30 protein-coding genes and 1 tRNA gene are annotated in these 25,490 nt (G+C 66.6%); 9 read left to right on the top strand and 22 right to left on the bottom strand.

Annotated features, from left to right (window positions below):
* Positions 1 to 34: 34 nt before the first annotated feature.
* From JT720_RS04330 to JT720_RS04285, 10 genes are all read right to left on the bottom strand, one after another.
* Positions 35 to 110, bottom strand: a tRNA-Phe gene (locus JT720_RS04330).
* A 77-nt stretch (positions 111 to 187) separates the two neighbouring features.
* The gene (locus tag JT720_RS04325) at positions 188 to 373 is read right to left on the bottom strand and encodes a DNA gyrase inhibitor YacG (RefSeq protein WP_205479592.1); all 186 of its coding nucleotides are present in this window, start codon (positions 371 to 373) and stop codon (positions 188 to 190) included.
* Positions 357 to 1,298, bottom strand: coding sequence for a ribonuclease (locus JT720_RS04320; RefSeq protein ID WP_205479590.1), 942 nt, complete (start codon positions 1,296 to 1,298; stop codon positions 357 to 359). Before JT720_RS04320 ends, JT720_RS04325 begins: the two co-directional genes overlap by 17 nt.
* Positions 1,291 to 1,917, bottom strand: a complete 627-nt coding sequence (locus tag JT720_RS04315) for a Maf family protein (RefSeq protein WP_336511935.1) — start codon at positions 1,915 to 1,917, stop codon at positions 1,291 to 1,293. Before JT720_RS04315 ends, JT720_RS04320 begins: the two co-directional genes overlap by 8 nt.
* Positions 1,914 to 2,132, bottom strand: a complete 219-nt coding sequence (infA, locus tag JT720_RS04310; RefSeq protein WP_147042814.1) for a translation initiation factor IF-1 — start codon at positions 2,130 to 2,132, stop codon at positions 1,914 to 1,916. Before infA ends, JT720_RS04315 begins: the two co-directional genes overlap by 4 nt.
* 113 nt (positions 2,133 to 2,245) lie before the next feature.
* The gene (locus JT720_RS04305; RefSeq protein ID WP_205479588.1) at positions 2,246 to 4,408 is read right to left on the bottom strand and encodes a sodium-translocating pyrophosphatase; all 2,163 of its coding nucleotides are present in this window, start codon (positions 4,406 to 4,408) and stop codon (positions 2,246 to 2,248) included.
* Between the two features lie 162 nt (positions 4,409 to 4,570).
* Positions 4,571 to 5,494: a thiamine-phosphate kinase gene (gene thiL, locus JT720_RS04300; protein WP_205479587.1), complete on the bottom strand. Its 924-nt coding sequence runs from the start codon at positions 5,492 to 5,494 to the stop codon at positions 4,571 to 4,573.
* A 104-nt stretch (positions 5,495 to 5,598) separates the two neighbouring features.
* Complete coding sequence (gene nusB / locus JT720_RS04295; RefSeq protein ID WP_205479586.1) at positions 5,599 to 6,051, bottom strand: transcription antitermination factor NusB; 453 nt, start codon at positions 6,049 to 6,051, stop codon at positions 5,599 to 5,601.
* Positions 6,052 to 6,062: 11 nt separating this feature from the next.
* Entirely contained in the window at positions 6,063 to 6,962 is a 900-nt protein-coding gene (locus tag JT720_RS04290; protein WP_205479585.1) for an alpha/beta fold hydrolase, read from the bottom strand.
* A complete protein-coding gene (locus tag JT720_RS04285) occupies positions 6,959 to 7,855 on the bottom strand; it encodes a pirin family protein (protein WP_205479584.1) in 897 nt (298 codons plus the stop codon). Before JT720_RS04285 ends, JT720_RS04290 begins: the two co-directional genes overlap by 4 nt.
* A gap of 278 nt (positions 7,856 to 8,133) precedes the next feature.
* Here JT720_RS04285 and JT720_RS04280 point away from each other — a divergent pair, with 278 nt between their 5' ends.
* Positions 8,134 to 11,349: a beta strand repeat-containing protein gene (locus JT720_RS04280; RefSeq protein WP_205479583.1), complete on the top strand. Its 3,216-nt coding sequence runs from the start codon at positions 8,134 to 8,136 to the stop codon at positions 11,347 to 11,349.
* A 33-nt stretch (positions 11,350 to 11,382) separates the two neighbouring features.
* Here the strand turns inward: JT720_RS04280 and JT720_RS04275 are convergent, their stop codons facing one another.
* Positions 11,383 to 11,667, bottom strand: a complete 285-nt coding sequence (locus JT720_RS04275) for a BolA family protein (RefSeq protein WP_205479582.1) — start codon at positions 11,665 to 11,667, stop codon at positions 11,383 to 11,385.
* A gap of 58 nt (positions 11,668 to 11,725) precedes the next feature.
* Here JT720_RS04275 and JT720_RS04270 point away from each other — a divergent pair, with 58 nt between their 5' ends.
* On the top strand, positions 11,726 to 12,286 hold the full coding sequence (locus tag JT720_RS04270; RefSeq protein ID WP_205480167.1) for a DnaJ domain-containing protein: 561 nt from the start codon (positions 11,726 to 11,728) through the stop codon (positions 12,284 to 12,286).
* On the opposite strand, the gene JT720_RS04265 is transcribed toward JT720_RS04270, so the two are convergent.
* Genes JT720_RS04265 through JT720_RS04240 form a run of 6 tightly spaced genes read right to left on the bottom strand, consistent with a single transcriptional unit; the run spans position 12,283 to position 15,777 of the window.
* A complete protein-coding gene (locus tag JT720_RS04265; protein ID WP_205479581.1) occupies positions 12,283 to 12,972 on the bottom strand; it encodes a glutathione S-transferase N-terminal domain-containing protein in 690 nt (229 codons plus the stop codon). The two genes, JT720_RS04270 and JT720_RS04265, sit on opposite strands and share 4 nt — an antisense overlap.
* Positions 12,969 to 13,691 (bottom strand): dihydrofolate reductase family protein, encoded by a 723-nt coding sequence (locus JT720_RS04260; RefSeq protein WP_205479579.1) that lies wholly within the window; start codon positions 13,689 to 13,691, stop codon positions 12,969 to 12,971. Before JT720_RS04260 ends, JT720_RS04265 begins: the two co-directional genes overlap by 4 nt.
* Positions 13,684 to 14,181, bottom strand: a complete 498-nt coding sequence (locus JT720_RS04255) for a VOC family protein (protein WP_205479577.1) — start codon at positions 14,179 to 14,181, stop codon at positions 13,684 to 13,686. The genes JT720_RS04260 and JT720_RS04255 overlap by 8 nt, the downstream gene beginning before the upstream one ends.
* A 10-nt stretch (positions 14,182 to 14,191) precedes the next feature.
* Positions 14,192 to 14,974 carry a VOC family protein gene (locus JT720_RS04250; protein ID WP_205479575.1) on the bottom strand — a complete coding sequence of 261 codons (783 nt, stop codon included), beginning with the start codon at positions 14,972 to 14,974 and terminating at the stop codon, positions 14,192 to 14,194.
* A 1-nt stretch (position 14,975) separates the two neighbouring features.
* On the bottom strand, positions 14,976 to 15,335 hold the full coding sequence (locus JT720_RS04245; RefSeq protein ID WP_205479573.1) for a DUF1428 domain-containing protein: 360 nt from the start codon (positions 15,333 to 15,335) through the stop codon (positions 14,976 to 14,978).
* A 1-nt stretch (position 15,336) separates the two neighbouring features.
* Positions 15,337 to 15,777 (bottom strand): VOC family protein, encoded by a 441-nt coding sequence (locus tag JT720_RS04240; protein WP_205479571.1) that lies wholly within the window; start codon positions 15,775 to 15,777, stop codon positions 15,337 to 15,339.
* A gap of 62 nt (positions 15,778 to 15,839) precedes the next feature.
* Here JT720_RS04240 and JT720_RS04235 point away from each other — a divergent pair, with 62 nt between their 5' ends.
* A complete protein-coding gene (locus JT720_RS04235; protein ID WP_336511934.1) occupies positions 15,840 to 16,514 on the top strand; it encodes a winged helix-turn-helix transcriptional regulator in 675 nt (224 codons plus the stop codon).
* 31 nt (positions 16,515 to 16,545) lie between these two features.
* Positions 16,546 to 17,550 carry a cobaltochelatase subunit CobS gene (gene cobS, locus JT720_RS04230; RefSeq protein ID WP_205479569.1) on the top strand — a complete coding sequence of 335 codons (1,005 nt, stop codon included), beginning with the start codon at positions 16,546 to 16,548 and terminating at the stop codon, positions 17,548 to 17,550.
* Here cobS and JT720_RS04225 read toward each other — a convergent pair.
* A complete protein-coding gene (locus JT720_RS04225) occupies positions 17,547 to 17,942 on the bottom strand; it encodes a hypothetical protein (RefSeq protein ID WP_205479568.1) in 396 nt (131 codons plus the stop codon). The two genes, cobS and JT720_RS04225, sit on opposite strands and share 4 nt — an antisense overlap.
* A gap of 54 nt (positions 17,943 to 17,996) precedes the next feature.
* Here JT720_RS04225 and cobT point away from each other — a divergent pair, with 54 nt between their 5' ends.
* Together cobT and JT720_RS04215 are read left to right on the top strand one after the other, a co-directional pair.
* Positions 17,997 to 19,814 carry a cobaltochelatase subunit CobT gene (gene cobT, locus JT720_RS04220; RefSeq protein ID WP_205479567.1) on the top strand — a complete coding sequence of 606 codons (1,818 nt, stop codon included), beginning with the start codon at positions 17,997 to 17,999 and terminating at the stop codon, positions 19,812 to 19,814.
* A gap of 256 nt (positions 19,815 to 20,070) precedes the next feature.
* Positions 20,071 to 20,967 (top strand): esterase-like activity of phytase family protein, encoded by an 897-nt coding sequence (locus JT720_RS04215; RefSeq protein WP_205479566.1) that lies wholly within the window; start codon positions 20,071 to 20,073, stop codon positions 20,965 to 20,967.
* Here JT720_RS04215 and JT720_RS04210 read toward each other — a convergent pair.
* Both JT720_RS04210 and rpmB read right to left on the bottom strand, forming a co-directional pair.
* On the bottom strand, positions 20,939 to 21,361 hold the full coding sequence (locus JT720_RS04210) for a Rid family hydrolase (protein WP_205479565.1): 423 nt from the start codon (positions 21,359 to 21,361) through the stop codon (positions 20,939 to 20,941). The two genes, JT720_RS04215 and JT720_RS04210, sit on opposite strands and share 29 nt — an antisense overlap.
* Before the next feature lie 28 nt (positions 21,362 to 21,389).
* Positions 21,390 to 21,683 carry a 50S ribosomal protein L28 gene (gene rpmB, locus JT720_RS04205; protein WP_205479563.1) on the bottom strand — a complete coding sequence of 98 codons (294 nt, stop codon included), beginning with the start codon at positions 21,681 to 21,683 and terminating at the stop codon, positions 21,390 to 21,392.
* A 145-nt stretch (positions 21,684 to 21,828) separates the two neighbouring features.
* Here rpmB and JT720_RS04200 point away from each other — a divergent pair, with 145 nt between their 5' ends.
* Both JT720_RS04200 and JT720_RS04195 read left to right on the top strand, forming a co-directional pair.
* Positions 21,829 to 22,158, top strand: a complete 330-nt coding sequence (locus JT720_RS04200; RefSeq protein ID WP_205479562.1) for a hypothetical protein — start codon at positions 21,829 to 21,831, stop codon at positions 22,156 to 22,158.
* 32 nt (positions 22,159 to 22,190) lie between these two features.
* The gene (locus JT720_RS04195) at positions 22,191 to 22,646 is read left to right on the top strand and encodes a nucleoside deaminase (RefSeq protein ID WP_237219640.1); all 456 of its coding nucleotides are present in this window, start codon (positions 22,191 to 22,193) and stop codon (positions 22,644 to 22,646) included.
* Positions 22,647 to 22,700: 54 nt separating this feature from the next.
* Here JT720_RS04195 and JT720_RS04190 read toward each other — a convergent pair whose 3' ends face one another.
* A complete protein-coding gene (locus JT720_RS04190; RefSeq protein ID WP_237219639.1) occupies positions 22,701 to 23,366 on the bottom strand; it encodes a YiaD family glycine zipper/OmpA-like lipoprotein in 666 nt (221 codons plus the stop codon).
* Positions 23,367 to 23,493: 127 nt separating this feature from the next.
* On the opposite strand from JT720_RS04190, the gene JT720_RS04185 reads away from it, so the two are divergent.
* Complete coding sequence (locus tag JT720_RS04185; RefSeq protein ID WP_205479561.1) at positions 23,494 to 24,831, top strand: hemolysin family protein; 1,338 nt, start codon at positions 23,494 to 23,496, stop codon at positions 24,829 to 24,831.
* Between the two features lie 16 nt (positions 24,832 to 24,847).
* On the opposite strand, the gene JT720_RS04180 is transcribed toward JT720_RS04185, so the two are convergent.
* A complete protein-coding gene (locus JT720_RS04180) occupies positions 24,848 to 25,426 on the bottom strand; it encodes a hypothetical protein (RefSeq protein ID WP_237219638.1) in 579 nt (192 codons plus the stop codon).
* Between the last annotated feature and the right edge of the window lie 64 nt (positions 25,427 to 25,490).

Raw genomic sequence — 25,490 nt, 5'->3', positions numbered from 1 at the left:
GGTTGGTACGGTAGGCTCAGGCTACCGGGAGGGATGGTGCCCAGGGGCGGGATCGAACCACCGACACTGCGATTTTCAGTCGCATGCTCTACCAACTGAGCTACCTGGGCCCACGGCTCGCGACCCGAGGGCGCGGCGCCTGTCCCGAGCAACGCCGCAGGCGGCGTCGTGGGGGGCGAGCGCTCCCCTAACGAGGGCCTTCGTCGCTGTCCAGCCCGGGATCGGCGGGCGGTCCGGGAATCCGATACCCCTCTCCAAGCCATTGCAGCAGATCGCGATCCTTGCAGCCGCGGCTGCAGAACGGAGCATGGGCGGGTCCGGTCGGCTTACCGCACAGCGGGCAGCCCTTCGATCGATCAGAGGGGTTCGGCATGGCCGCCCGACATGGCGAGCCGCGCATCGACCCGCAAGGTGACCCGACCGCCTACCCTCCGGCCCAGTTCGTCCAGCCACCCACGGTTCCGCTCCAACACGGCACCGATGGCCGCGGGAACCGCCAGACAAAGACCGCCGATGTGAGACTCGGCCCGCCGCAGCAGCGCCCGGGCTTCCGCCGCCGGGCGATCGCCCGCGTAGATCTCCGGCAGGGAAGCATGGGGGCGTGGACGCACGATCTGGACGAAGCCGAAGCCGTTCACGGCCGTGCGTTCGAAGCGGGTTCCGTCTAGAACCCGGTCAATCGCCTCCGCGGCGGCTGCCCGCGCCGTCTTGCCGGCGTTCGGAAGGTCCACTCCAATCGAACCACCGATGCCAAGCCTGCGGACGGCCTGCGCGGCGGCCCGCGCTCCAAGGACAGCGAGTTCATCCGTGGGCAGGGTTCCGTCCACGTCGAACAATGTCATGGCCGGCGTGACGAACAGTCGCAGTGCACCCCCCGCGAAGCTGATCTCGCCACTCGCGGCTTCTTCGAGCACATCACCCCATCCGGCCGCATCGAACTCACCCGGCATGGCAGGCCGGCCTGTCAGCTCGGCGATGGACGAAGGCGTATCGGAGGACCGTCCAAGCGGGCGCTTCCACGGCTCCGGACCGGCGATGGCTTCTCGCGTGATCTCGATGTGGAGGCGCTGCCCTTCGCTGACCCCTTGGGGTCTGTGAGGAAGCAGGATCTCGGTTCCATCGTCCAAGACCGCCAGGGCGTTACGTCCATCGGCCCCGACACCTGCCAGTCGCGCTTCCACCACACTGCCTACGGGGATCGTGCCATCGAGCAGAATGCGGCTTTCGAGGATGCGACCCGCCTCGACCAGCGCGGCGCGGGTCTCCCCGATCCCGCGCTCGACAAGCCACTCAGGCAAGTGGGTAGCCCGCCGCTTTCAGCAGGTGCCGCGTCTCGGCGAGCGGGAGTCCCACGACGTTGGAATAGCTGCCGGCGATGTGCCGCACATAGACCTCGCCATAGCCCTGGAGCGCATAGCCGCCGGCCTTGCCACGCCATTCGCCGTGGCTGGCGTAATAGTCGATCTCTTCGGGCGACAGGCGTTTCATCGCAATGGCAGTCTCGACCACCCGGCTGCGCAGGGGCTGCCCTGGGGCGGCTAGGGCGACCCCGGTCATCACGCGGTGACGCCGCGCCGAGAGTAGCGCCATGCAGCGACGGAGCGTCGGCTCGTCCTCCACCTTGGGCAGGATGCGTCGGCCCACCGCAACCACCGTATCGGCGGCGAGGACCAGCGCGTCCGGCTTCATTCTGGCAACGGCCTTGGCCTTCTCCTCGGCCAGACGCAGTGCATGGACCTTGGGCAACTCGCCCGGAGGAACGCTCTCGTCGATGTCGGCGGGGAGGACCGCGTCCGGAACGACGCCGATCCGCGCGAGCAAGTCGAGACGGCGCGGGCTCGCCGATGCGAGGACGAGGCGTGTCGACAGGGCTGGATCCCGGCCCCCGCCGGGACGACGGCCAGTAGGGGCCGTCACTTGAATCGGTAAGTAATCCGACCCTTGGTCAGGTCGTATGGTGTCAGCTCCACCAGCACTTCGTCGCCGGTCAGCACGCGGATGCGGTTCTTGCGCATCTTGCCGGCCGTGTGGCCGAGAATCTCATGGCCGTTCTCGAGTTCGACGCGGAACATCGCGTTGGGCAGCAGTTCCACCACCCGCCCCCGCATCTCGAGAAGTTCTTCCTTGGCCATGCAATTCCTTGAATTTGTGAGTTGAGTTGGCGCCCCTTAGCGGCGAGCGGTCCAAAAAGAAAGGCGGGCGGTCCCAACCGGTTCCGCCCGCCTTCTTCAATGTGGCGTGACGATCAGACCGCGCCGTGTCCGGCCAGCGCTGCGAGCAGCAGCAACGCCACGATGTTGGTGATCTTGATCATTGGGTTCACGGCCGGGCCGGCGGTGTCCTTGTAGGGATCGCCCACCGTGTCGCCGGTCACCGCGGCCTTGTGGGCCTCGGAGCCCTTGCCGCCGTAATTGCCATCCTCGATGTACTTCTTGGCATTGTCCCACGCGCCGCCGCCCGACGTCATCGAGATGGCGACGAACAGGCCCGACACGATCACGCCGAGCAGCAGGGCACCGAGAGCCGCGAAGCCCTGTTCCTTCCCGGCAACGGCTGCGATCAGGAAGTAGACCACGATCGGGGCCAGCACCGGCAGCAGCGACGGAACGATCATCTCCCGGATCGCGGCCTTGGTGACGAGGTCCACGGTCCGGGCGTAGTTCGGGCGGCTGGTGCCGTCCATGATGCCCGCGTTGTTCCGGAACTGGTCGCGCACGTCGAGCACCACGTCGCCGGCCGCCCGGCCGACGGCGGTCATCCCCATCGCGCCGAACAGGTAGGGCAGGAGCGCGCCAAGCAGCAGGCCGACAACCACGTACGGGTTGCTCAGCGAGAAATCGACCGACCCGGCGGCAATGCCGAGGTCGCCCGAGAACTCGTTGAGGTCGGTCGTATAAGCCCCGAATAGCACCAGCGCAGCGAGCGCCGCGGAGCCGATCGCATAGCCTTTGGTTACCGCCTTGGTGGTGTTTCCGACGGCGTCGAGGGCGTCGGTGCGATGCCGGACCTCATCCTCCATGCCGCTCATCTCCGCGATGCCGCCCGCGTTATCGGTGACGGGGCCGTAAGCGTCGAGCGCCACCACCATGCCTGCGAGCGCGAGCATCGACGTTGCCGCGAAGGCGATGCCGATCAGACCTGCAAGCAGGTAGGAAGCGACAATCGCGACGCAGATCACGATCGTCGGCATGGCGGTGGACTCAAGGCTGACCGCCAGGCCCTGGATGACGTTGGTGCCGTGGCCCGTCTCGGACGCCTTGGCGATGCTCTTCACCGGCCGAAAATTGGTGCCGGTATAATATTCGGTGATCCAGACCAGCAGCCCTGTCACCACAAGCCCGATCAGCATGCAGAAAAACAGGTCCCAGCCAGTGAAGCCCCCGGTCTGCTCCGCAACGGCTCCGGTTACGTCGAGGCCGGCCGCTTCCTGACCGCCAATGACGCTGTTGAGGTCGCCCAGAGCTAGGGTCGTCGCCAGCCAGATCGCCGGAACCGACAGTGCGGCCGTGGTCCAGAAGCCCTTGTACAAGGCTCCCATGATCGATTGGCCCTTGCCCAGGCGCACGAAATAGGTGCCGATGATGGACGTGATGATGCACACGCCGCCAACCAGAAGCGGCAGGCTCATCAACGCTGTCAGTTGTTCCGGGGCAGCCGTCACCAGCAGCGCCGTCAGCACCATCGTGGCGCCCACGGTCACGACATAGGTCTCGAACAGGTCGGCGGCCATGCCGGCGCAGTCGCCCACATTGTCGCCCACGTTATCGGCGATCACCGCCGGGTTGCGGGGGTCGTCCTCGGGGATCCCGGCCTCGACCTTGCCGACCAGGTCGGCGCCAACGTCGGCGGCCTTTGTGAAGATGCCACCGCCGAGACGGGCGAAGATGGAGATGAGCGAAGCGCCGAACGCCAGCGCGACCAGCGCGTCGATGACGGTCCGGTCACTGGGCGAGCGGCCCTGCACGCCCACCAGCACGTAGAAGAAGGTCGCGATCGCCAGCAGCGCGAGCCCGGCCACCAGCATTCCGGTGATCGCGCCCGAACGGAAGGCGGTGGTCAGGCCGCCCTGCAGGCTGGTGCGTGCCGCTTCGGCCGTGCGGACGTTTGCCCGGACCGAGATGTTCATGCCGATATAGCCTGCCACGCCCGACAGCACCGCTCCGACCACGAAGCCGACCGCCGCGATGCCGCCGAGGAACAGGAACACCAGCACCGCCACGACCACGCCGACAATGCCGATGGTGGTGTACTGGCGGCCAAGATAGGCCTGCGCGCCTTCCTGGATCGCGCCGGCGATATCGACCATTCGCTGATTTCCGGCTGGAGCCTTCAGCACCTGCATGCTTGTCACGATGCCGTAGAGCACCGCGAGCACGCCGCACGCGATCGCAATGAGAACCAACGTCATGGGTAGCTCTTCCCCTGTCCTGTTGTTTCCACGCAGGATGCCCCCGCGTGGGGATGCGGGCAGGGTTGTAAGGAGGAAATCGGGCCTGTCTAGGCCAGTAGCAGGAGGGCCGTGGCCATGCCGCTCAGCAGGCCGGCAAGGCCGACCACCCACTGGCGCGAGCTAGGAAGTACGATGTTCATGACCAAGCTGCTCCGGCAACGGCACGGAGCCGCTCGCGTCGGTCAGCGACAGGATGCTGCCGGGCGCAAGGGCTCCGATGCAGGCCACCCTGGTCTCGCCGGGTAAAGAAAGGCTTACTTCCGGCGGTACGGCGGCGAGGAGGGCATAGTCGTCTCCCCCCGTCGCGGCGAACAGGCGGGCGGTTCGGTCGCGTCCGCGTGCCGCGGTGAAGGCTGGCGAAAGGGGTAGCGCGCCGAGGTCGACCTCGGCGCCGCATCCGCTGGCTCGACAGAGCCGTTGAAGGTCGAGGAGAAGTCCGTCGGAGATGTCCATCATTGCGCTCGCCAGGGGGGCGAGTGCCCGCCCGGCGGCGAGCAGCGGAATGGGTCGACGGTAGGTGTCCACCAGCGGCCCATCCGCATGCTTGCTCACTCGAAGAAGGGCGAGGCCCGCCGCGCTGTCGCCGAGGGTGCCGACCAGCCAGAGCCGGTCGCCAACCCGACCCCCGGTGCGCGGGGGCGCTTTGGCCGAACGTCCGATGGCCGTCAGGCCGAGCACGCGCGGCGCTCCGCCGGGCAGGCTGATGGTGTCCCCGCCGAGGAGGGGCAAGCCATAGCTCTCGCATGCTGCCGCCACGCCGCCCAGGAAGGCCTCGGTCCAACCCTCCGCCCCGGTCAGCGTCAGCGACAGCAGCGCCGCAACCGGCTCCGCACCCTTGGCGGCGAGGTCCGACAGATTCACCGCGACCAGTTTCCACCCGACCGAAGCCGGCGGATCGTCGGGCAGGTAATGGACGCCCTCCGCGATCGTGTCGTGGGTGAGCACCAGATCCCCGATCACCGCCACGTCGTCGAGCAATCCGCGGGCTCCGGGGTCCGTGGCGATGCTGCGGAGGCGCTCGATGATCTGGTGTTCGGTGGTCATCGCTTCATCGTCACTCCCGCGAAAGCGGGAGTCCATCTCCGATCGTGCGGTAATGTTGAAACCTCGGGATATGGATCCCTGTCTTCGCGGGATGACGACAGCGACTAGCCCCGCGCATCCTTCGCCAGGCCATCCAGCAACCCGTTCACGAACGCCACTTCCTTCTTGTCGTAGAAGGCATGGGCAACATCCAGATATTCGCTGATCACGGTCGCCACCGGAACGTCCCGACGGGCGAGCAACTCATAAGAGCCCGCCCGCAGGATCGCGCGCATCGGCCGGTCGAGCCGCTCCAGCTTCCAGCCTTCTGCCAGCCGGCCCGTGATCTGCTCGTCGATCTCGGTTCGGCGAGAGTCCACGCCGCGCACCAGGTCATTGAAGAAATCGACCTCGGCATCGACCAGCGTCGCGCCGTCGATCGTCTCGCCAATTCGATGCTGATGAAATTCGTGGAGGAGCTGCGCCAGCGGCGTGCCCTCCATCTCCTGCTGGTAGAGCGCCTGGACGGCGGCAAGCCGCGCGGCGGAACGCGAGCGGGATCGGTCGGTTTGGGTCATGAGCGGCGGGCCTATGCCCCGTCTTGGCCCGAGAGGAAAGGCGCAAGCGCCTCTGCCACGGCCTCCGGCTTCTCCCACGGGACGAAGTGACCCGCATCCGGCACCCGGACGATCCGCAGGTCTTCCACCAGCCGCTCCAGTCCGTCGAGCTGGATCGGCAGCAGCGCCTTGTCCTTCATGCCCCATACTACCAAGGTTGGAATGCGGACGACCGGGAAGGCCCCGAGCACCCAGTCGGGCACGGGAAGGGGGAGGACGGGCGGAGGCACGACCAGCTGGCTCGCACGGTACCAGTTGAGCATGGCGGTGAGCGCCCCGGGCTGGCTCCATTCCGCAATATACTGGGCCCGCTCCTCGGGCGGGATGATGCCGAGGTCGACATGCCCGCCAAAGCTCTTGTCGAAGAAGGTGTCGAAGCCCATCGCCTCGACCGCCTGCTCGAATCCCGGCGTCCGGAAGGCAGTAATATACTGGCTGGCGGCGCGTTGGTCCTTGTCCTCGATCAGGCTCTTCTGGAAGATGACGGGGTGCGGCGCGTTGACAATGGCAAGCCGCTCGATCCTCTGATCGCCCTTGATCGCCGCCGCCCACGCAACGGCGCCGCCCCAGTCATGACCGACGAGGCTGAAGCGCTCGAGCCCAAGGGAGTCCGCCACCGCGAACAAATCCGCCAGGATTGTGTCCGTGCCGTACTCCGCCTTGTCCTGGGGCTGGTCCGACGCGCCGAAGCCCCGCTGGTCGGGCATGATCAGGCGGAACCGGTTCTCAAGGAGCGGCACGATCCCGCGCCAGGTTCGGTGCGACTCCGGAAAGCCGTGGAGGAGGATGACGGGCGGGGCGTCCGCCGGACCCGCCAGAGCCACGTTCAGGGTGACGCCTCGGCTCACGGGCAGTCGGCGAAATTCTGTCACGGATAGCTTACCGTCTTGGGGATCTCCGGGATCGGGATCCACTCGTCGTGATCGTCAGGAGGAAGCGTGAACTCGCCTGCCTTCCATGCGCGCTTGGCTTCATTGATGCGTTCGCGACTGGATGAGACGAAGTTCCACCACACGTGGCGCTCGCCATCCATCGGTGCTCCGCCACACAGGATCATTCTTGCTCCCCGCTCGCTTCGGAGCACCGGCTTGTGACCCGGGGCGAGCAGGACGAGATGCATGACCTCTAAAGAATGACCGTCCACCCCGGCGTCGCCCTCCAGCAAATAGAGCGCCCGCTCGTCGGCTTCGCCCTCAAGCTCGAGCGCCGCCCCGGGCGCAAGATCGATTGCGGCATAGAGCGTCGGCGAATGCTGGGTCACCGGCGACCGTGCGCCATACGCCTCGCCCATGATGAGGTTGAGGCGCACGCCGTCACCCTCGATCCAGGGCAGCCGGTCGGCGGCGACATGCTCGAACGCCGGACCCTGCTCTTCCGTCGCGCGGGGTAGGGCCAGCCAGGTCTGAATGCCGTCGAGCGCCGGTCCGCGCGACCGCTGGTCGGCCGGGGAGCGCTCCGAATGCGCGATCCCGCTCCCCGCCGTCATCAGGTTCACCGCTCCCGGCTCGATCCGCTGCACGGTCCCGAGCGAGTCCCGATGGTCGATCGCGCCTTCGAACAGGTAGGTCACGGTTGCCAAGTTGATGTGCGGGTGGGGCCGAACGTCGATGCCCTCGTCCACCCCGAGTCGGGCTGGACCCATCTGGTCGAAGAAGATGAAGGGACCGACCATCGTCCTGAGCTTGTGGGGAAGCGTTCGATGAACCTTGAAGCCGCCGAGGTCGTGACTGACAGGGGCGAGGCTGAGGAGAATGGGCGAATCCATGTGCGTCAGCTTATTCCCGTTCTCGGAGGTGCGATAGCGGGTTGCCCGGTCTGTGTTGGGCGTCTAGGGCACCGCCGGCCGGGACGTTCATCGGGGCTTCAGGGTCCGGAGCGTTTTAGACCGGCCAGCATTTCGGGGGGTTAACGGTTCGCGGACCTGCCAGCGGAGCCGGTTCTATCTCCACATCATTGCTCGCCGGCTCGCCTTGGGTCGCCGAGTTACTGCAACCTCGTGACCGTCGGGGGAACGGCGGTCGCGAGCATGACGGGGAAGAATTCATGCGATCCTTGCTTGCGACGACTTGCGTCTCCGCCCTGGTGCTGGGCCTGTCCGCTCCTGCCGCTGCCGAGACCGTGATCAGCACGGCGGTGACCACACCGGTCACCACCGGCGCCACCAACGACGACGTGCGGATCACGTCAGCCGGCTCCGTGAAGCCGACCAGCGGCGCCGCGGTAACCATCAACTCCAACGACAAGGTCACCAACGAGGGCACGATCGCGATCCAGGGGTCGAACGGCTCGACCGGCATCCTCGCCAACATCAATCTGACCGGCGACATCATCAACACCGGCACGATCACGATCGACGAGAACTACACGCCGACGGATACCGACAACGACGGCGACATCGATGGTCCGTTCGCGCAGGGTTCCAATCGGAACGGCATCCTGGTCCAGGGTGGCGGGACCTACACCGGGAATATCACCAACAGCGGCACGATCACGGTGGAGGGCAACAACAGCGCCGGTATCGCGGTGCTGAGCTCATTGACCGGGTCCATCTCCAGCAGCGGCAACATCTCCGTTCTGGGCGACAATGCCTACGGCATCCGCGCGGGTGACGTCAGCGGCAACATCACGCTCTCCAAGGGTGCGATCAGCGTTCGCGGAGCCAACGCGGTCGGCGTTTCGGTCGGCAATGTCGGCGGTGCGTTCGTGCTCCAGAACAGCGTCAACAGCAGCGGCTATCGCTACACGCAGGCTCCGGCGGACACGAGCAAGCTCGACGCCGATGACCTGCTGCAGGGCGGCTCGGCGGTCGTGATTGGCGGCAACGTCGCTGGTGGTGTCCTGTTCGACGCGGCCCCGCGCGACACCAACACCAGCGATCCCGATGAAGATGACGACGGCGTCCCAGACGCGCAGGAGACCACCGCCTCGGTCGTGAGCTTTGGCGCGGCACCGGCAGTCACGATCGGCTCGGCGAACCAGTCGGTGACGCTCGGCTCCGTCGCTTCTTCGAGCGCCGGATACGGGCTGGTGGTTAAGGGCCTGATCGCGGGCGGCGGCGTTTACTCGGGCGTGAACGGCAATGGCCTCGTCATCGGCGGTCTCGGCCAGGCAGTCACCGTCACTAACGGCATGAGCGTCACGGGGTCCATCACGGGCTCCGCGCTGAACGGAAACGCGATCGGCCTGCGCATCGGCAGCGGCGCCAGCGTTCCCGTGATCGACCTCGCCTCAGGTGCAACGATCGGCGCCGACGGCGGCGGAACGGCCAGCACCTCGGCTCAAGGCCTGCTGATCGACGCCGGCGGCACCGTCTCGACGATCCGCAATGCCGGATCGATCGTGGCGCGTGTCAACGGAACCGACGGCACCGCCGCGGCGATCGTCGATAAGTCCGGGACCGTCACCCTGATCGAGAACCGCGGAGCGATCGGCGTTAGCAACGCCGCCGCGCTTGGCGACAAGGCGGTGGCCTTCGACCTTTCCGCCAACAGCAGCGGTGTGACGGTGAACCAGCTCGCCGTCGCGTCGGGAACCGCGCCGACCATTGCCGGCACCATGCTGTTCGGCAGCGGCAATGACGTTCTGAATGCGGCCGACGGCACCATCGCGGGCACGGCCAAGTTCGGCGCGGGCAACAATGTCCTCACGCTCTCCGGTGACGCGGCCATGACCGGAGGGGCCACCTTCGGCGCCGGCATCGACAGCGTTCAGCTCGGCGGGACTTCGTCGCTGATCGGCAACCTGGCGTTTGGCGGCGGCAGCGACAGCCTGACCCTTGCGGGCACCAGCGTGTTCCGCGGCCAGCTCTCGGGTGCGTCTGGGCTCGCGGTCAACGTCGGCGCGGGCACGACCCTCGATGTCACCAACATCGGTCAGGTCGACATCGCCTCGCTCACCACCGGCGCGAACTCGTCCATCGGCGTGACCATCGGTTCGACCGGCCACACCCTCTACAACGTGCTGGGCGCGGCAGATTTCGGCACCGGGACCAAGGTGGACGTGAAGCTGCTGAACGTCGGAGGCGTGGCCGGAACCTACAAGATCGTCGATGCGGCGACGCTGACCGGAGCCGGAAACCTGCTCGCCACGGGCAGCTTGCCGATCCTGTTCGCCAGCTCGCTCGACACGACGACCACCCCGGGTGAGGTCAACCTCATCATCCGCACCAAGACAGCCGACGAGCTTGACCTCAACAGCTCGGAAGGCAGCATCCTCGCGGCGGTGCTCGGCTCGGCCGACAAGGACGCGGCGATCTCCGGCGCCCTGCTCGGAGCCGCCGACACCGACGTCCTCCAGGACACGCTGCAGGCGCTGCTGCCGGAGCATGCCGGCGGCGCCTTCGAGACGGCGACCAAGGGCGCACGCCTGCTGACCAAGCTGCTGGCCGATCCCAATCCGCCGGTCATCGATCAGGGCGGCCTCGGCATCTGGTTGCAGCAGGTCGGCTGGGGCACCAGCAAGTCGATCGGCAGCACCTCGTCCTACGACCTCACGGGCTGGGGTGCCGGCGGCGGCGTCGAGATGGGGCTCGGCAAGCTTGGTGCGATCGGCGCCTCCCTGGCCTACCTGTCCGGACGCGACAGCCACAGCCAGAACGAACTGCAGAGCAGCCAATATGAGGGCGCCTTGTATTGGCGGGCCGGGGTTGGTCCGATCCGCGGCTTCGCCAAGATCGCCGCCAGCACCGTCAAGTTCGACGGCGAACGCAACTTCACCGGGACGGTGAACGGGTCGTCCGTCACGCGTACGGCCAAGGGCGACTGGAAGGGCCGGACCATGTCCGCGACCGCTGGTGCTTCGTACGAGTTCACCAGCGGTCGGCTCAACGTCCGCCCGACCGCGCTGGTCGAATATTACCAGCTGAAGGAGAAGGGCTACACGGAGACGGGTGGCGGGGACGCGTTCAACCTGATCGTGGACGACCGCACCAGCAGCGAGACTGCCGTGAGCGGGATCGTGACTGTCGGTTACCGCATCTTCGGTCAGCCCGGCACCGACTCCTCGTCGGCCTGGGGCCGGGTCGAGCTCGACGGTGGTCGCCGCCAGATCATCAGCGGCAAGCTGGGCAAGACCACGGCGCGCTTCGCCGGCGGAACGCCCTTCACACTGACGCCGGAAGATCGCACAAGCGGCTTCCTGGCGGCCCTTCGCCTGATCGGTGGCGGCGCCGGCGTGACGCTCGGGGCCGAGGTCAACGGCGAGGAACAGCAGGGCCGCGCGTCCATCGGCGCCAAGGCCAGCATCAGCCTCGCGCTCTGACGAGCATTGGGGAGGCGGCCGGCGGCTGCCTCCTTATTCTCCGGGCGCCGTCGCCCTGATTGCCAGTGCGTGCACTCGCTCGTGCATGAGTTCGCCCAGGGCCTTGTAGACGAGGCGCTGCCGCTCGACCCGTGATTTGCCTGCAAAAACCGGGCTCTCGATCACCAGGCTGAAGTGGCTCTCGCCCGCGGGATTGTAGCCCCCGTGACCCCGGTGCTTCTCGCTGTCGTCGGTCAGGTCCAGCCGGGTCGGCTGCAGGTCCGCCTGGAGCCTGCGAGTCATTTCCGCTGCGACCGGACCGGTGAAAGATGCGTTCATTGGGCCTATATAGAGCGGCTTCGAGAACGAGTAACCGGTGGCTTCACGCAATCAGAAAATGCACGGGCGAGTGGAGGGCGCGGCGGACCGCTGCGCCGTTCCTGGCTGCACGCATGCGGGCGAGTTTCGCGCTCCTCTCCGGCCCAGCAGCTTCGATGGTCCGGGACAATGGCAATGGCTGTGCCTCGACCACGTGCGGGAGCATAATGCCCGCTACAATTACTTCACGGGGATGAGCCCGGAGGAGATCGAGGCCGCGCAGTCGCCGACCGCCGGCTGGGACAGGGCTACCCGCGCCTTCGCGCATGCCGGTGCCGATCCGGCCCCGCCATGGAGCGACTTCAAGGACCCGCTCGATGCCATCTCGGGCCGGTTCGGATCGCGCTTCAGGGAGCAGGCCCAGCCCCAGCGTGTCCGCTTTTCGGGCGCGGAGCAGCGGGCACTGCACGTCCTCGGGCTCGGCTCCGACACGGACCTCCACGCTGTCCGCAAGCGCTATTCGGAGCTCGTGCGCCGCTACCACCCCGACCGTAACGGCGGCGACCGGCGGCACGAAGGCAAGCTCGGCCAGGTGCTGGAAGCCTGGCAGGTCCTGAAGACTGCGCCAGCCTTCGCCTAATCGCGATCGGGCGCGCCCAGCGGGAAGTAGGGTCGGTAGGGTCGAGCGTCCTCGACGCAGCGGCTGACGGCCGGAAGCGCCAGCAGCTCCGCGCGCAAGGACGCGACGCGCGGGCATTCGGCCGGAATGCGTTCGATCCAGTCGGCATAGAATAGCGCGGGCGCCGCCGCGCAGGTCACCAGCGACACGTGCGGCGGCAGGACGTTCTCGCCCAGCCATTGCTCAAGCCACATGTAGGCACGCCGGAGCTTCGCCTTCCCGCCCGCGACTTCCGCTTCGTCCGGCGTTTCACGCAAGCCCAACTCCGGCTGGTCGCGGCTGATGAAGTGGGCGGCGACCACTCGCTGCATGTTGCCCATGACATAGTTGTCGAACACCCGGTCGATCATGCGAGCCACGACCGCCTCCGCCGGATCCGACGGGATCAGCGGCGCCGGACCGGGGTGGTGCACCGCCAGATGCTCGACGATGCTGGTGGCTTCCACCACCACCTTGTCTCCATCGACCAGCACCGGGATATGCCCGCCCGGATGCACCCGGCCGGGGAACTGCTCGCTCAGCGTTAAGCCGTCGGTCATTGCTCTGAACGTGAACGGCGTCTCGTTGGCGTAGAGCGCGATCAGCGCCTTCCAGCAATAGGACGAGAAGGGATGTCCATGGAGCTCGAGCTTTGTGGAAGAACTCACCAGCGGCCCTCCGCCATCGCCGCCTGCCGGGCCTGCTCGCGCTGGCTGGTGGACTGCGGACCGGCCCAGCCATGCTCCACCGCGCCGCCAGGCTCGTAGGTCGCGATAACCGCGCCCGATCGCGTCACCCGATGCTCGACCAGCTTCAATCCCTCCGCCGGTGTGCCTTCGCCGAAAATCCGCTTCCCGCCGCCTAACACCACCGGAAAGGTCATCAGGGTCAGCTCGTCCAGCAACCGGGCAGCGATCAGCGCGGGGTAGAGGGTGCTGCTGCCCTGGATCAGCAGGTCCGGGCCGTCCCCCTCCTTGATTGCGCGCAGCTCGTCGATGCTGCCGACTCGGTGGCTGTTCGACCAACCAAGGTCGGGCGAACCGCGGGTCAGCACGTACTTCCTCGCGTCCGTGAATGCGCGGCCCATGTCGATCGCGGCGGCCTCGCCATCGTCTTTGCCCGTCTTGTCGAAGACCTCGCCAACGCCGGTCGTCTCGCCGCCGACGTACGGCCAGTAGGCAGCGAAGATCTCATAGGTCCGCCGCCCCAGCAGCAGGTCGTAGCGGTCGCCGAAGAAGCGGTCGATCGCCTCTCCGACATCCTCGTCGAAGAACTGTGGCAACCAGCCGCCGTGAGCGAACCCGCCCGTCGGATCCTCGCTCGGGCCACCCGGGGCCTGCATCACTCCATCGAGCGACACGAACACGCTCCCGCGAATCTTACGCATGCACTGATTCCCCCCGCTCCGCCGCCTCGATAGTCGCGATGTCGATTTTGCGCATGGTCATCATGGCTTCGAACGCCCGCTTGGCCGCGGCCCTGTCAGGGTTCGAATTGGCCCGGAGCAGCGCCCGCGGCGTGATCTGCCACGAGAAGCCCCAGCGGTCCTTGCACCATCCGCACTCGCTTTCCTGCCCGCCATTCCCGACAATGGCGTTCCAGTAGCGGTCGGTTTCTTCCTGCGTGTCGGTCAGGACCATGAAGCTGACCGCCTCGTTAGCCTTGAAGTTCGGCCCGCCATTCAGGCCGACGAACGAGCGGCCGAGCACGGTGAACTCCACCGTTAGCTCCGTTCCCGCCGCTCCTCCCGGGAAGTCTGACGGAGCATGCATCGGCGCTCCGACGCTGCTGTCCGGAAAGGTGACTGCGTAGAACTCGGCCGCCTTGCGGGCTTCACCGTGGTCGAACCACAGGCACGTGACCAGCTTGTCTTTCATCGTATCGCTCCTACTGCGTGCGCGGACCGACCAGGCCCACCGATGCGCCCTGGGGGTCGAGGATGTTGAGCGAATATTCGCCGCCCGGGATCTCCATCGGCTCCATCAGGATGGTCGCCCCATGCGCCCTCGCGTAGTCGTGGGCTGCGTCGATGTCCGGTACGCGGAAGTAGAAAGTCCAGGCCGACACCGGCATTTGCGGCATGCGCGGCATGATCGCGCCCAGCATGAAGCCGTGGCGGATGAACTCGTATTTGCCCAGTGGCCCCATATCGAGGTCGCCGTCCTTGGCCCACCCGAACAGGTCTCCGTAGAAGCGCCAGGCTGCCGCAGGATCATCGCTGGACAGTTCGTTCCACGCACAATGGCCTTCCATCGGCCGCTCAGCGGCGAAGGCATGGCTGGTAGCATCATGCATGCCTTCGCGCGGAGTGGGGCGGATGACGTAAAGGGCGGCACCCTGCGGATCGGCGACGATGGCGAACCGACCGACGCCGACCATGTCGCGCGCTGGCAGGATGGTCCGTCCACCCGCGGCTTCCGCCCGACGCAAGGTAGCATCGACGTCGTCCACTGCGATGTAGCCGAGCCACGCGGGCCGTGCCCCACCGGCCTTCATCTCGGGCGTGAGCTGAAGCATTCCACCGACCATGCCCTCGCTGGCGCGGATCTCCCGGTAATCGGGATTGTCGCTTACCCGCCAGCCGAGCAGGCCAGTGTAGAAAGCTCCGGACGCCGCGGTGTCCGGGCTCATCAGCTCGTACCAGACGAAATCACCTTGCTTGGTTTCCATGTCAGGCCTCCCCGTGCCCGGCGAATGGCTTGAAGCCGCCCCAGAACATGCGCTTGCCGTCGAATGGCATTTCTCCGCCCGGTTGCATCTCCGGGTCGCCCATGAGTTTCTCCCAGGCCGCGTCTCGGGTCGACTTGTCCGGCCAGATGATGAAGGAGAAGACGACGTTCTCGCCCTCCTGGGCCTGCACGGCACGGAAGAAGTCGGTCGTATGGCCGTGCTCCAGCCCATCGCCGATGGATTCGAGCGACGATAACGCGCCGAGCTCCTTGGCCTTGCGGGCGAACATGTCAGCCATGGCCTTGTACTCGTCGAGCTTGTCCTCACGGAGCGGCAGAACAAATCCGTCAACGTAGCTCATTTCAGGCCTCCTCTTTCTCGAATGCCGATGCGCCCTGTTCCGCTGCGGCCGGGTCCATCCACATCACTTCCCATTGGTGCCCGTCCGGATCCTCGAAGTCGCGGCCGTACATCATGGGGGTCGGCTCCTGCTTGAGGCCGACATCGGTGCGCCCACCAGCCTCACCGGCCGCTTGTACCAAGGCGTCGACAGCCTCCCGGTTTTCCGCGGAAAGGCAGAGCATGACCTGGCTCGTCTGATGAGCATCCGCGATCGGCTTGCCGGTGAACGACGAGTAGAAGGGATGGGTCAGCAGCATGACGTGAATGGCGTCCGACAGGACGATCATCGCGGCCGCCTCGTTGGAGAACTTCGGCTCCTTCCGCCCGCCAATTGCCTCGTAGAAGCGGATCGACCGATCAAGGTCGGTCACGGGCAAGTTGATGAAGATCATGCGCGACATTTTGCACTCCATGCGACTCGATGACCCTTGAAGCATGCCAACGAAGGTTATACATTGCAACTGTGCAGTTAGAAAAAGTAACTAAGCGAGGGCGAACGGAGCCGAAGCGGGGCTATGACGATGCCTGCGGGACCGCTCATGCCCTGGAGCTGATCGGTGAGCGCTGGGCTCTGCTCGTCCTGCGGGAGCTTCTGCTCGGCCCGCGGCGCTTCTCCGACCTGCGGGCCGACCTGCCGGCGATCAGCGCAAACGTGCTGACGCAGCGCCTGACCGACCTCGAAAGTCGTGGTTTGGTGCGAAAGCGCAAGCTGCCGCCGCCCGCATCCGTCCAAGTCTACGAAGCGACGGAATGGGGCCTGGAAACTGCCGTCCTAATCCGGGAGCTCGGTCGTTGGGCAGCCCGCTCCCCCTCGCACGATCCGACGCTCCCGCTTTCCGGCGTGTCGATCATGCTGTCCTTCACCGCCATGCTGAATGCAGATCGGGCCGGGAGTTTCGATGGCAAGGTTGCCTTCCGCTTCGGCGAGATGACCTACCTGGCAGAGGTTCAGGATGGAGCCATTCAGGTGCGCCGTGGCGAGGCCGAGGAAGGGCAAGCTTTGGTCACGGGGGAGCCGACCGATGTCGCCGCCGTGGTGTACGGGGGTGCCCCGCTGGATCTTTTGACCATCGACGGAGACCGAGCGGTGGCCAAGCGTTTCCTCTCGCTCTTCACCCTGCCGCCCAAGGCCAGTTGAGGCCCGGGCGGCGCACAGCTAAGGGCGGCGCATGGCCGACATCTCCAACGAAGCTCAGATCCCCACCGGCGAAACGCTCATGAACGCGCCCGACAAGATGGTGAAGGTCCGCGACCTGTTCGGCGTCGACAGCGACATGGAGGTGCCCGCCTTCTCCGAGGCCGACGAGCGGGTGCCCGATCTCGACCCAGCTTATGTGTTCGACCCCGACACCACGCTGGCGATCTGCGCCGGCTTCGCCCGCAATCGCCGAGTGATGGTTCAGGGCTATCATGGCACTGGCAAATCCACCCACATCGAGCAGGTCGCGGCGCGGCTGAAGTGGCCTTGCATTCGCATCAACCTCGACGCGCACATCAGCCGCATCGATCTCATCGGCCGCGACGCCATCGTGCTGCGCGATGGTCAGCAGGTGACGGAATTCCGCGAAGGCCTGCTTCCCTGGGCCCTGCAGCATCCTGTCGCACTCGTGTTCGACGAATATGATGCCGGCCGCCCGGACGTGATGTTCGTCATCCAGCGCGTGCTGGAGGTCGAGGGTAAGCTGACCCTCCTGGACCAGAACCGGGTCATCCGGCCCAACCCTTTCTTCCGCCTGTTCGCGACGACCAACACCATCGGCCTCGGCGACACGACCGGGCTCTACCATGGCACGCAGGCGATCAACCAGGGTCAGATGGACCGCTGGAACATTGTCACAACCCTCAACTATCTTCCCGCCGCCGTGGAAGCCCAGATCGTGCTCGCCAAGTCAGGCGAGTATGACAATCCCGATGGCAAGGGGACGGTGGAGCGCATGATCAAGGTCGCTGAGCTCAGCCGTCAGGGCTTCATCAACGGCGACATTTCCACGGTCATGAGTCCGCGCACGGTGATCAGCTGGGCGCAGAACGCCATGATCTTCGGGGACGTTGGCTTCGCCTTCCGCGTATCGTTCCTCAACAAGTGCGACGAGACCGAGCGCCCGCTGATCGCAGAATATTACCAGCGCGTATTCGGCAAGGACCTGCCCGAAAGTGTCGTCGCCAAGGCTTAGGCGGTCGGCGCCTCTTTGCCTGCTGGGGCAGGATCCGGTCGGCGCGGGAAATATTCGATGCCGACCGTCAGAAGCGCCCAGACCCCCAGGGTGATCTGCAGCCGCGCCGGAACCGCCACGCTGTCCGGCGCCAGCTGCGGAAGTCCCACGACGAAAACCAGCGTCAGCGCCGAATAGGCCAGCCGGTAGGGGCTCGCGGAGATATACAGGATGGAGATGACCACGGTGCTGGTGGCCATCAGGAACATGGCGAAATCCATGTTGTCGGGGGCATTCACGTCGGCGATGACGAAGCCCAGGACGGCGCCGAAGAAGGTGTTCATGCCCGCGAGGTTGGCACGATACTCGCTTTCCGTTGCGATGAAGCTCTTGGGAAGGTGTAACCGCGGCATGGATCTGACCCCCTTGCTTGCATGGTGCGTTGCAGCCGGGGCAAAGGCAAGGCGATGAGCGCGACCACCCCCCTCGACCAGTTCCGCCGCGTTCTCGCCGGCGCGGCGCGCGCGATTGCTCAAGATGCGGAAGTGGAAGTCGCGTTCGCCTCCGAGAGCGGAGCCACGGGCGGTAAGCTGGCGCGGGTCGTCTCTCCGGGACCGGGCCTCTCGCCCAAGCTAGTGGCCGAAGCGCGGGGCGCAGCGGACGCGGTCGCGCTCAGGCTGCGCTACCATGATGCCAAGCTGCATGGGGGCCATGCGCCCGCTGAAGCCGAGGCCCGCGCCGTGTTCGACGCGCTGGAATCCGCCCGCGTGGAAGCCCTCGGTGCCCGCAGCATGGCCGGCGTGCGCGACAACCTCTCCGAACTCGCCGAGGCGCGCGTCCGCGGCGATGCGATCACGCGAGCCCGAACCGCGGAGGAAGTCCCGCTTGCAACGGCACTCTCGCTGCTTGCCCGGGAGCGGCTGACCGGGGCTCCCCCGCCCGCGGGAGCGGAAGCCGGGCTCGCGCTCGTTCGCGAGTGGATCGAGGACAAGGCGGGCGGCGACCTCGACGCGCTCGGCCTCGCGATCGACGACCAGCAGTCCTTCGCGACCCTGGCCCGCAAGCTGCTCGAGGATCTCGACCTTGCTGCCGCCGAAGAGCCCTCGCAGGAGGAGCCCGATGAAGGCGGCGAAGACGAGCAGGGCGAGGAGGCCGGCGAGGACCAGGAGGATGAGTCCAGCGACGCGCAGGGTGCGGCCGACGGCGAGATGGAAATGCGCTCCGAGCGCGAGGAGGGCGAGGAGCAGGAAAGCGAGTATAGCGAAGAGGATTTCGACGGTGACGAGGGGGCACCCGGCGACGAGGGCGACGAAGCGGCCGTGCCGCGGCCCAACCGCCGCCCATCCGAGCCGGAGATCGCCGGCGATTACCGCGCGTTCACCAACCGCTTCGACGAGGTCGTAGAAGCCTCGGACCTGTGTGACGAGGACGAGCTCAACCGCCTTCGCGCGTACCTCGATCAGCAGATGGGGCCACTGTCGAGCGTCGTGACCCGCCTCGCCAACCGGCTGCAGCGGCGGCTGATGGCGCAGCAGGCACGCAGCTGGGACTTCGACCAGGAAGAAGGTCTCCTCGACGCTGCGCGGCTTGCGCGCGTTATCGTCTCACCGGGCCATTCGCTCAGCTACAAGGTCGAACGCGACACCGAGTTCAAGGACACGATCGTCAGCCTGCTGATCGACAACTCAGGTTCAATGCGCGGACGGCCGATCTCGATCGCGGCCATCTCCGCCGACATCCTGGCGCGGACGCTGGAACGCTGCGGGGTGGCGACCGAGATCCTCGGCTTCACCACGCGCGCCTGGAAGGGCGGGCAGAGCCGGGAGGCTTGGCTGGCCGACGGACGCCCACCCAACCCGGGCCGCCTGAACGATCTCCGGCACATCGTCTACAAGCGCGCCGACGAGCCCTACCGGCATTCGCGTCGCAACCTCGGCCTGATGATGCGCGAGGGGCTACTCAAGGAGAATATCGACGGGGAGGCGTTGCTCTGGGCGCACAACCGGCTGATCGCCCGATCCGAGGAGCGGCGCATCCTGATGGTGATCAGCGACGGCGCTCCGGTCGACGACTCGACGGCGAGCGCGAACGGCGGCTCCTATCTCGAGAAGCATCTGCGGCAGGTGATCGGCTGGATCGAGGCGCGCTCGCCGGTGGAGCTGACCGCTATCGGCATCGGTCACGACGTGACGCGCTACTATCGGCACGCCATTACCATCATGGATGCGGAGCAGCTCGGCGGCACGCTGATCGAGCAGTTGGCCGGCCTCTTCGACGCACAATGATGGAGGAGAGAGGCGGCCACGGCGGGCGGATGAGCCCGGTGCAGCTACGCTACACGCACCGGGCTCCCCTCGTTACGCGACGCGAGGGAACTCGTACCCGCCGTGGCCGGCAGCGTGACGGGTGACAGGGGGGAAAACCCGTCCGCTTCAAGGGCTTATGCCTGATTCGCAGTTGAAGCGGGGTGAACGGCCTTTGCAGCGCCGGTTCAGGTTTGGCAAGCCTATCCTTCTGATTCTTCTCGCGTTTTCTACTCTCATGACGGGCGGTGACCGGAATTGGGAGAAGCCCAACCGAACACCCCGGGGGATCGCCACCGTCCCGGTGCGGTTCGAAGCCCTGCCGATCCCTGAAGCTTCCGCCAGATCGCTCCCGCTCGCGGGTTTATGGGAGGTGCGCGCATCCGACCCTCGGCTCGGTGGCCTCTCGGGATTGGCATTAGACGGACATCGCCTGCTCGCCGTAACCGACGATGGTGCGGTCATCGGCCTGCCCAAGCCCGGTGGCGGACGGCTCGCCACTTTCCAGGACCTCCCCGCTGGCCCGGGTCCGCCCTTCTGGAAGAAGTACCGCGATTCCGAATCTCTGACCCGCGATCCCTCAGGCCGCGGCTGGTGGGTCGGGTTTGAGTTCCAGCATTCGCTCTATCTCTTCAGCCACGACTTCACGCGTGCCCTCCACCGAGTTCGCTTCCCGCAAGAGCGCTGGCCTCCGAACGAGAGCCTGGAAGCGGTGATCGGTGTGGGCAGGTGGCTCCTGCTGGTCCCGGAGACGGGACAAGAGGTTTGGTTCCGGGAAGCCGACGGAGCCGTGTCCGTTTACCCGCTCTCTGGCGCAGACGGGCAGCACCCTGCCGACGCGGTCCGGCTGCCCGACGGACGCATGCTGGTCCTGCTTCGAAGTGTGCGACCATGGGGCATCGCCAATCGGCTCGCCTGGCTGAAGGCCGGACGCGGAGCGTTCAGGCTCGAACCCTTCGCCGAGCTTCCGCTCGGAGCATTCGACAATGTCGAAGGGGTCGCGGCGGAGCGGGGTCAGGCTGGCGGAACGCGCCTGTGGCTGGTGACAGACAATGATTTCAGCGACCGGCGGCGGACGCTGCTGATCGCCCTCGACCTCCCCGAAGCTACCCCGGCTTCTTCGCGACGACCTTGATCTCGGTGATTCCCCGATCGGGTATGAGCCGGCTGACCTCCACCGCCGTCCAGGCGATCGCCGGAGGTTTCACGAACCGATTTTTGACCCGGATCATCACCGGCATTTGGGTCTGAAGATCGGTATGGTAGCTGGTCATCTCGACCGCATCGTCCCAGCTTGCGCCGGCCCGCTTCAGGATCTCGCCGATCCGCTCGAACGCGCGGATGAATGCGACCTCGGGATCACCACCCTCACGCACTCCGACGACCACGCCGGAGAGATAGATTGTGTCACCCGAGACGACCGCGTCGGCATAGCCCCACTCCTCTTGGTAGCGGAGCGTGCCCGGGTCCTGGGACATGAGAACGTTGGCCCGCTGCCGTTCACCGGCAAGGGCAGGGCCGGATAGCATGGCCACGACCAACGCCGCGGCGCATGCCTCAAGCGGCGGTCGTCTGCGCCTTCTTGGCAAGCTCACGCTTCAGCTTGCGGGCCGTCGGACCCAGCTTGTCCTCGCTGGTCTTCGCCAGCCAGTTGTCGAGGCCGCCGTTATGCTCGACCGAGCGCAGCCCGTGGGTCGAAACCCGCAGCTTCACGCTCTTGCCGAGCGAATCGCTGATCAGGGTCACGTTCTGCAGGTTCGGCAGAAACGTGCGCTTGGTCTTGTTGTTGGCGTGGGAAACGTTGTTGCCCACCTGCCGGCCCTTGCCGGTCAGTTCGCAAACGCGCGACATGATGTTAGGTCCTGATTACAAAGCGAGCGCCCGCGAAGGCGCCCGGAAAGCGCCGCCCGATACCTTCTGACCCTCCTCGCGTCAAGCAACCTCCGCCCAGTCCGGAGCGTTGAGGCCCCGTATCGATCTTCAGGGAGTGTCGAGAATGCGGGCGATCCTACGGTTGCTAATCCTGCTGGTGGTGGGAGTGATCGCCGCCGTAGCCACCGGGTTCCTCGACATCAACCAGACCCAGTCGGCGAAGGCGCCCGATATCGACGCGACTCGCAACGGCATCGCCGCCAGCGGAGGCCAGCCGCCGAAGTTCGACGTGGACACCGGCGCGGTGGCGATCGGCAAGGGGGAGGCTACCATTCCGGTTCCGCGGCTCGAAGTTCGGCCCGCGGACGGCGGCGCGGCTCAGCCAACCAATGGGGCCGCTCCGCAGCCGCAGCAGCAGCCGGGCGTCGCGACGACCGACTCGACCCAGAACTGACAAGCGCCGCGGCATCGGCTAGCCGCTGGCCGATGAGCTTTCCGCTGCCGCTGCCGATGCGCCGTGCGCTCGACCTTGCCGCCGAAGCAGCTGCAGCGGGGGAGGTGCCGGTTGGCGCGGTGGTGACCCGCGACGGCGCGATCATCGCCCAGGCGCGTAACGCGATGCGCGGTAGCCTCGATCCAACCGCCCACGCCGAGATCGTCGCGATCCGGCGCGCAGCCGAGGCGCTCGGTCAGCCGCGGCTGGACGGCTGCACGTTGTGGGTGACGCTCGAACCCTGCGCCATGTGCGCCGGGGCCATCGCGCTGGCCCGGCTCGAGGCGCTCCGCTTCGCCGCGGAGGATCCCAAGGGCGGCGGCGTCATCCACGGGGCGCGGGTCTTCAGCCAACCCACCTGCCACCATCGCCCGGACGTTCTCGGCGGCATCGGAGAGGAAGAGGCCGCCCGGCAGCTGCGCGCCTTCTTCGCGCACCGGCGGACATGAAAAAGGGCGCCGCTCGACGAAGCGGCGCCCTCCTCGTTCCGGGAAAGCCGGACGTCAGCCCTGGAAGGGCACGACCTTGATCTCGACCCGGCGGTTCTGAGAACGGCCGTACTCCGTAGCATTGTCCGCGATCGGCTGGGTTTCGCCGAAACCGCGCGTCGCCATGCGGGCGGGTGCCACGCCGCGTGATGACAGGTAGCTCGCCACCGACTGGGCCCGGCGCTCGGACAGCGACTGGTTGTAGGCGTCGCTGCCAGTCGAATCGGTATGGCCATAAATGTCGATGTACGTCTGCTGATACTGGGCCAGCGTGTTCGCCACCTCGTTCAGCGTCGACTGGAATTGCGGCTTCACGTCGTAGCGGTCGACGTCGAAGGTGATGCCGGACGGCATGCGCAGGATGATGTCGTCGCCCTGGCGAATGACGTCTACGCCCGTGCCCGCAGTCTCGCGGCGCAGCTCGGCTTCCTGCTGGTCCATGTAGCGCCCGACGGCGCCACCCGCGATCGCGCCGATGCCCGCGCCGACGATCTGCTCGGTGCGGCTGTTGCGGCCGCCGACGATGTCGCCCAGCAGATAGCCTGCGCCCGCGCCGATGATCGCGCCGAGGCCCGTGTTGCTCAGGCGCCGGTTGCCGGTTTCCGGATTGGTGGTGCACGCGGACGTGGTGACAAGCGCGGTGGAAAGCGCCACGGCAGTCATGGTGCGGCTGAACTTCATCCCCATATTCTCCATTCGTTGTTGATCGTTCTCCCGCGAAACCGGCTCTACAACGAGATGGTTCCGCTTACGAATCGATCTGTCCCTTGCTGCACACGCACACTGAAGGCTAATAGCTGACCCTCCGATGAGCGGCCCCTTGCTCCCGTTTCCCTGGTTCGACCTGGTCCTGATCCTCGCGCTGATCGCCGTGAACGGCGTGTTTGCGATGAGCGAGCTGGCGATCGTCTCCTCGCGTGAGGCGCGCCTCAAATCCATGGTCAAGGCCGGCAGCGGCGGAGCGCGCACCGCCCTCGCGCTCGCCGCCGATCCGAGCCGCTTCCTGTCCACGGTGCAGATCGGCATCACGCTCGTCGGCATCCTGGCCGGTGCTTATTCCGGAGCGAGCTTGGGAGAGCCCGTGGCGCAACGCCTGGCCCTGCTTGGCCTCGCCGCGGACACCGCCCGTTCACTCGGCTTCGCCCTGGTGATCGGCGGCGTGACCTATGCCAGCCTGGTCGTCGGCGAACTCGTGCCCAAGCAGTTCGCGCTGCGCTCACCGGAACCGATTGCCGCTGCCGTTGCGCGCCCGATGCTGTGGCTGTCCAAGGCCGCGGGACCCTTCGTGTGGTTGCTGGACCGGACCAGCGCGCTCGTCTTCCATGTGCTCGGCCTCAATCGCGAGAGCCAGACCCAGGTCACCGCCGAGGAACTGCACCTCGTCGTGGCCGAGGCGAAGACGGCCGGCGTTCTCGAGGAGAATGAGCGCGCCATCATCTCGGGCGTCGTCCGCCTGGCCGACCGTCCCGTCCGCGAGGTCATGACCCCCCGGACGGAGATCGACTGGATCGATATCGACGCCACTGGCGAGGACCTGCGGGCGGCGCTTGCCGAAACCCCGCACAGCCGCATCCCCGTCGCTGAGGGCAATGTCGAGAACATCGTCGGCGTGGTGCAGACGGGTGACCTGCTCACCGCTGCGCTCGACGGCAAGCCGCTCGACCTCCGCTCGCTGGCAAAGGACGCGCCTGTCATCCCAGACGTCATGGACGCCATGGATGCGCTCGCCGTTCTGCGGCATGCGGAAGTCCCGCTCGCCCTCGTGCACGATGAATACGGACACCTCGACGGGATCGTGACGCCGGGCTCAATCCTGGCCGCCCTCGCCGGGGCCTTCGCGCATGATGTGGAGGACGACGATCCCCCGCTGGTGGAGCGCGAGGACGGGAGCTGGCTGGTCAGCGGTGCGGCCAGCGCCGATCTCCTCGAGGACCGGCTCGGCATCGCCCTGCCGGACGACAGGGACTATTCCACTGTCGCCGGCTTCGCTTTGTCCGTCCTCAAGCACCTACCCGAAACGGGCGAAACCTTCGGCCACAACGGCTGGAAGTTCGAGGTCGTCGACATGGACGGGCGCAAGATCGACAAGCTCCTCGCGATCCGCACCCGCAAGAAGAAACGCGAAGAGGAAGCGGCCGCGCTCTGACGCGCGGCCGGCCTTGCTACAGCTTGCCGAACACCCGCTCGTAACCGACCTCGTCTCCGCGGGCGAGATAGGACGCCTGCTCCACGATCCGGTCGCGCTGCAGCCGTCCCCGGAAAGCGCCGAGCTGCGCGTCGATCCGCTCCACGTCGTCGCCACTGAGCGCCGCGATCTGCTCGAAGCGAGTGTAGCCGAGCCCCGCCAGCATGGCCGCGAGCTTCGGCCCGACGCCCTTCATCCGCTGCAGATTGTCCGGCACGCCGTGCGAGCCGGGCAAGTTCGAATGCACGTCCGTCCCGATGATCTCGCCGACCACGTCGCTTGCGGCCGCGGCCATCTCGTCGCCGACATCTTCCCCTTCGCCACCGCCATCATTGTCATCGGGGGCGGGCGCCTTGCGGAGCGGAACGGGATCGTGGGTCGGGGAGGCCGCGACCGGCGGAGCGGCGGCCGGCGCCTGCATGTGCGGCCGAACTGGCGTGTCGTCGCGGCTCAGCGTCACGCGCTGCTTGGGACGGAAGATGAAGAAGCCGACGACGATGCCGATCGCAACCGCGACCAGAATCATCGGCCAGTAGCTGTTCCACAATTCAATCATTCCAACCCCTCGACTGGCGCCGGCGATGCAGCTCGGCGATGTAAGCGATCAGCAGTCCGAAGCC

Origin of the sequence: Sphingomonas arenae (genome assembly GCF_016924655.1) — a bacterium.
Lineage (GTDB): Bacteria > Pseudomonadota > Alphaproteobacteria > Sphingomonadales > Sphingomonadaceae > Sphingomicrobium > Sphingomicrobium arenae.
Note: the sequence above shows the minus strand (reverse complement) of the source record. Positions and strands in the feature narration are given on the sequence as shown.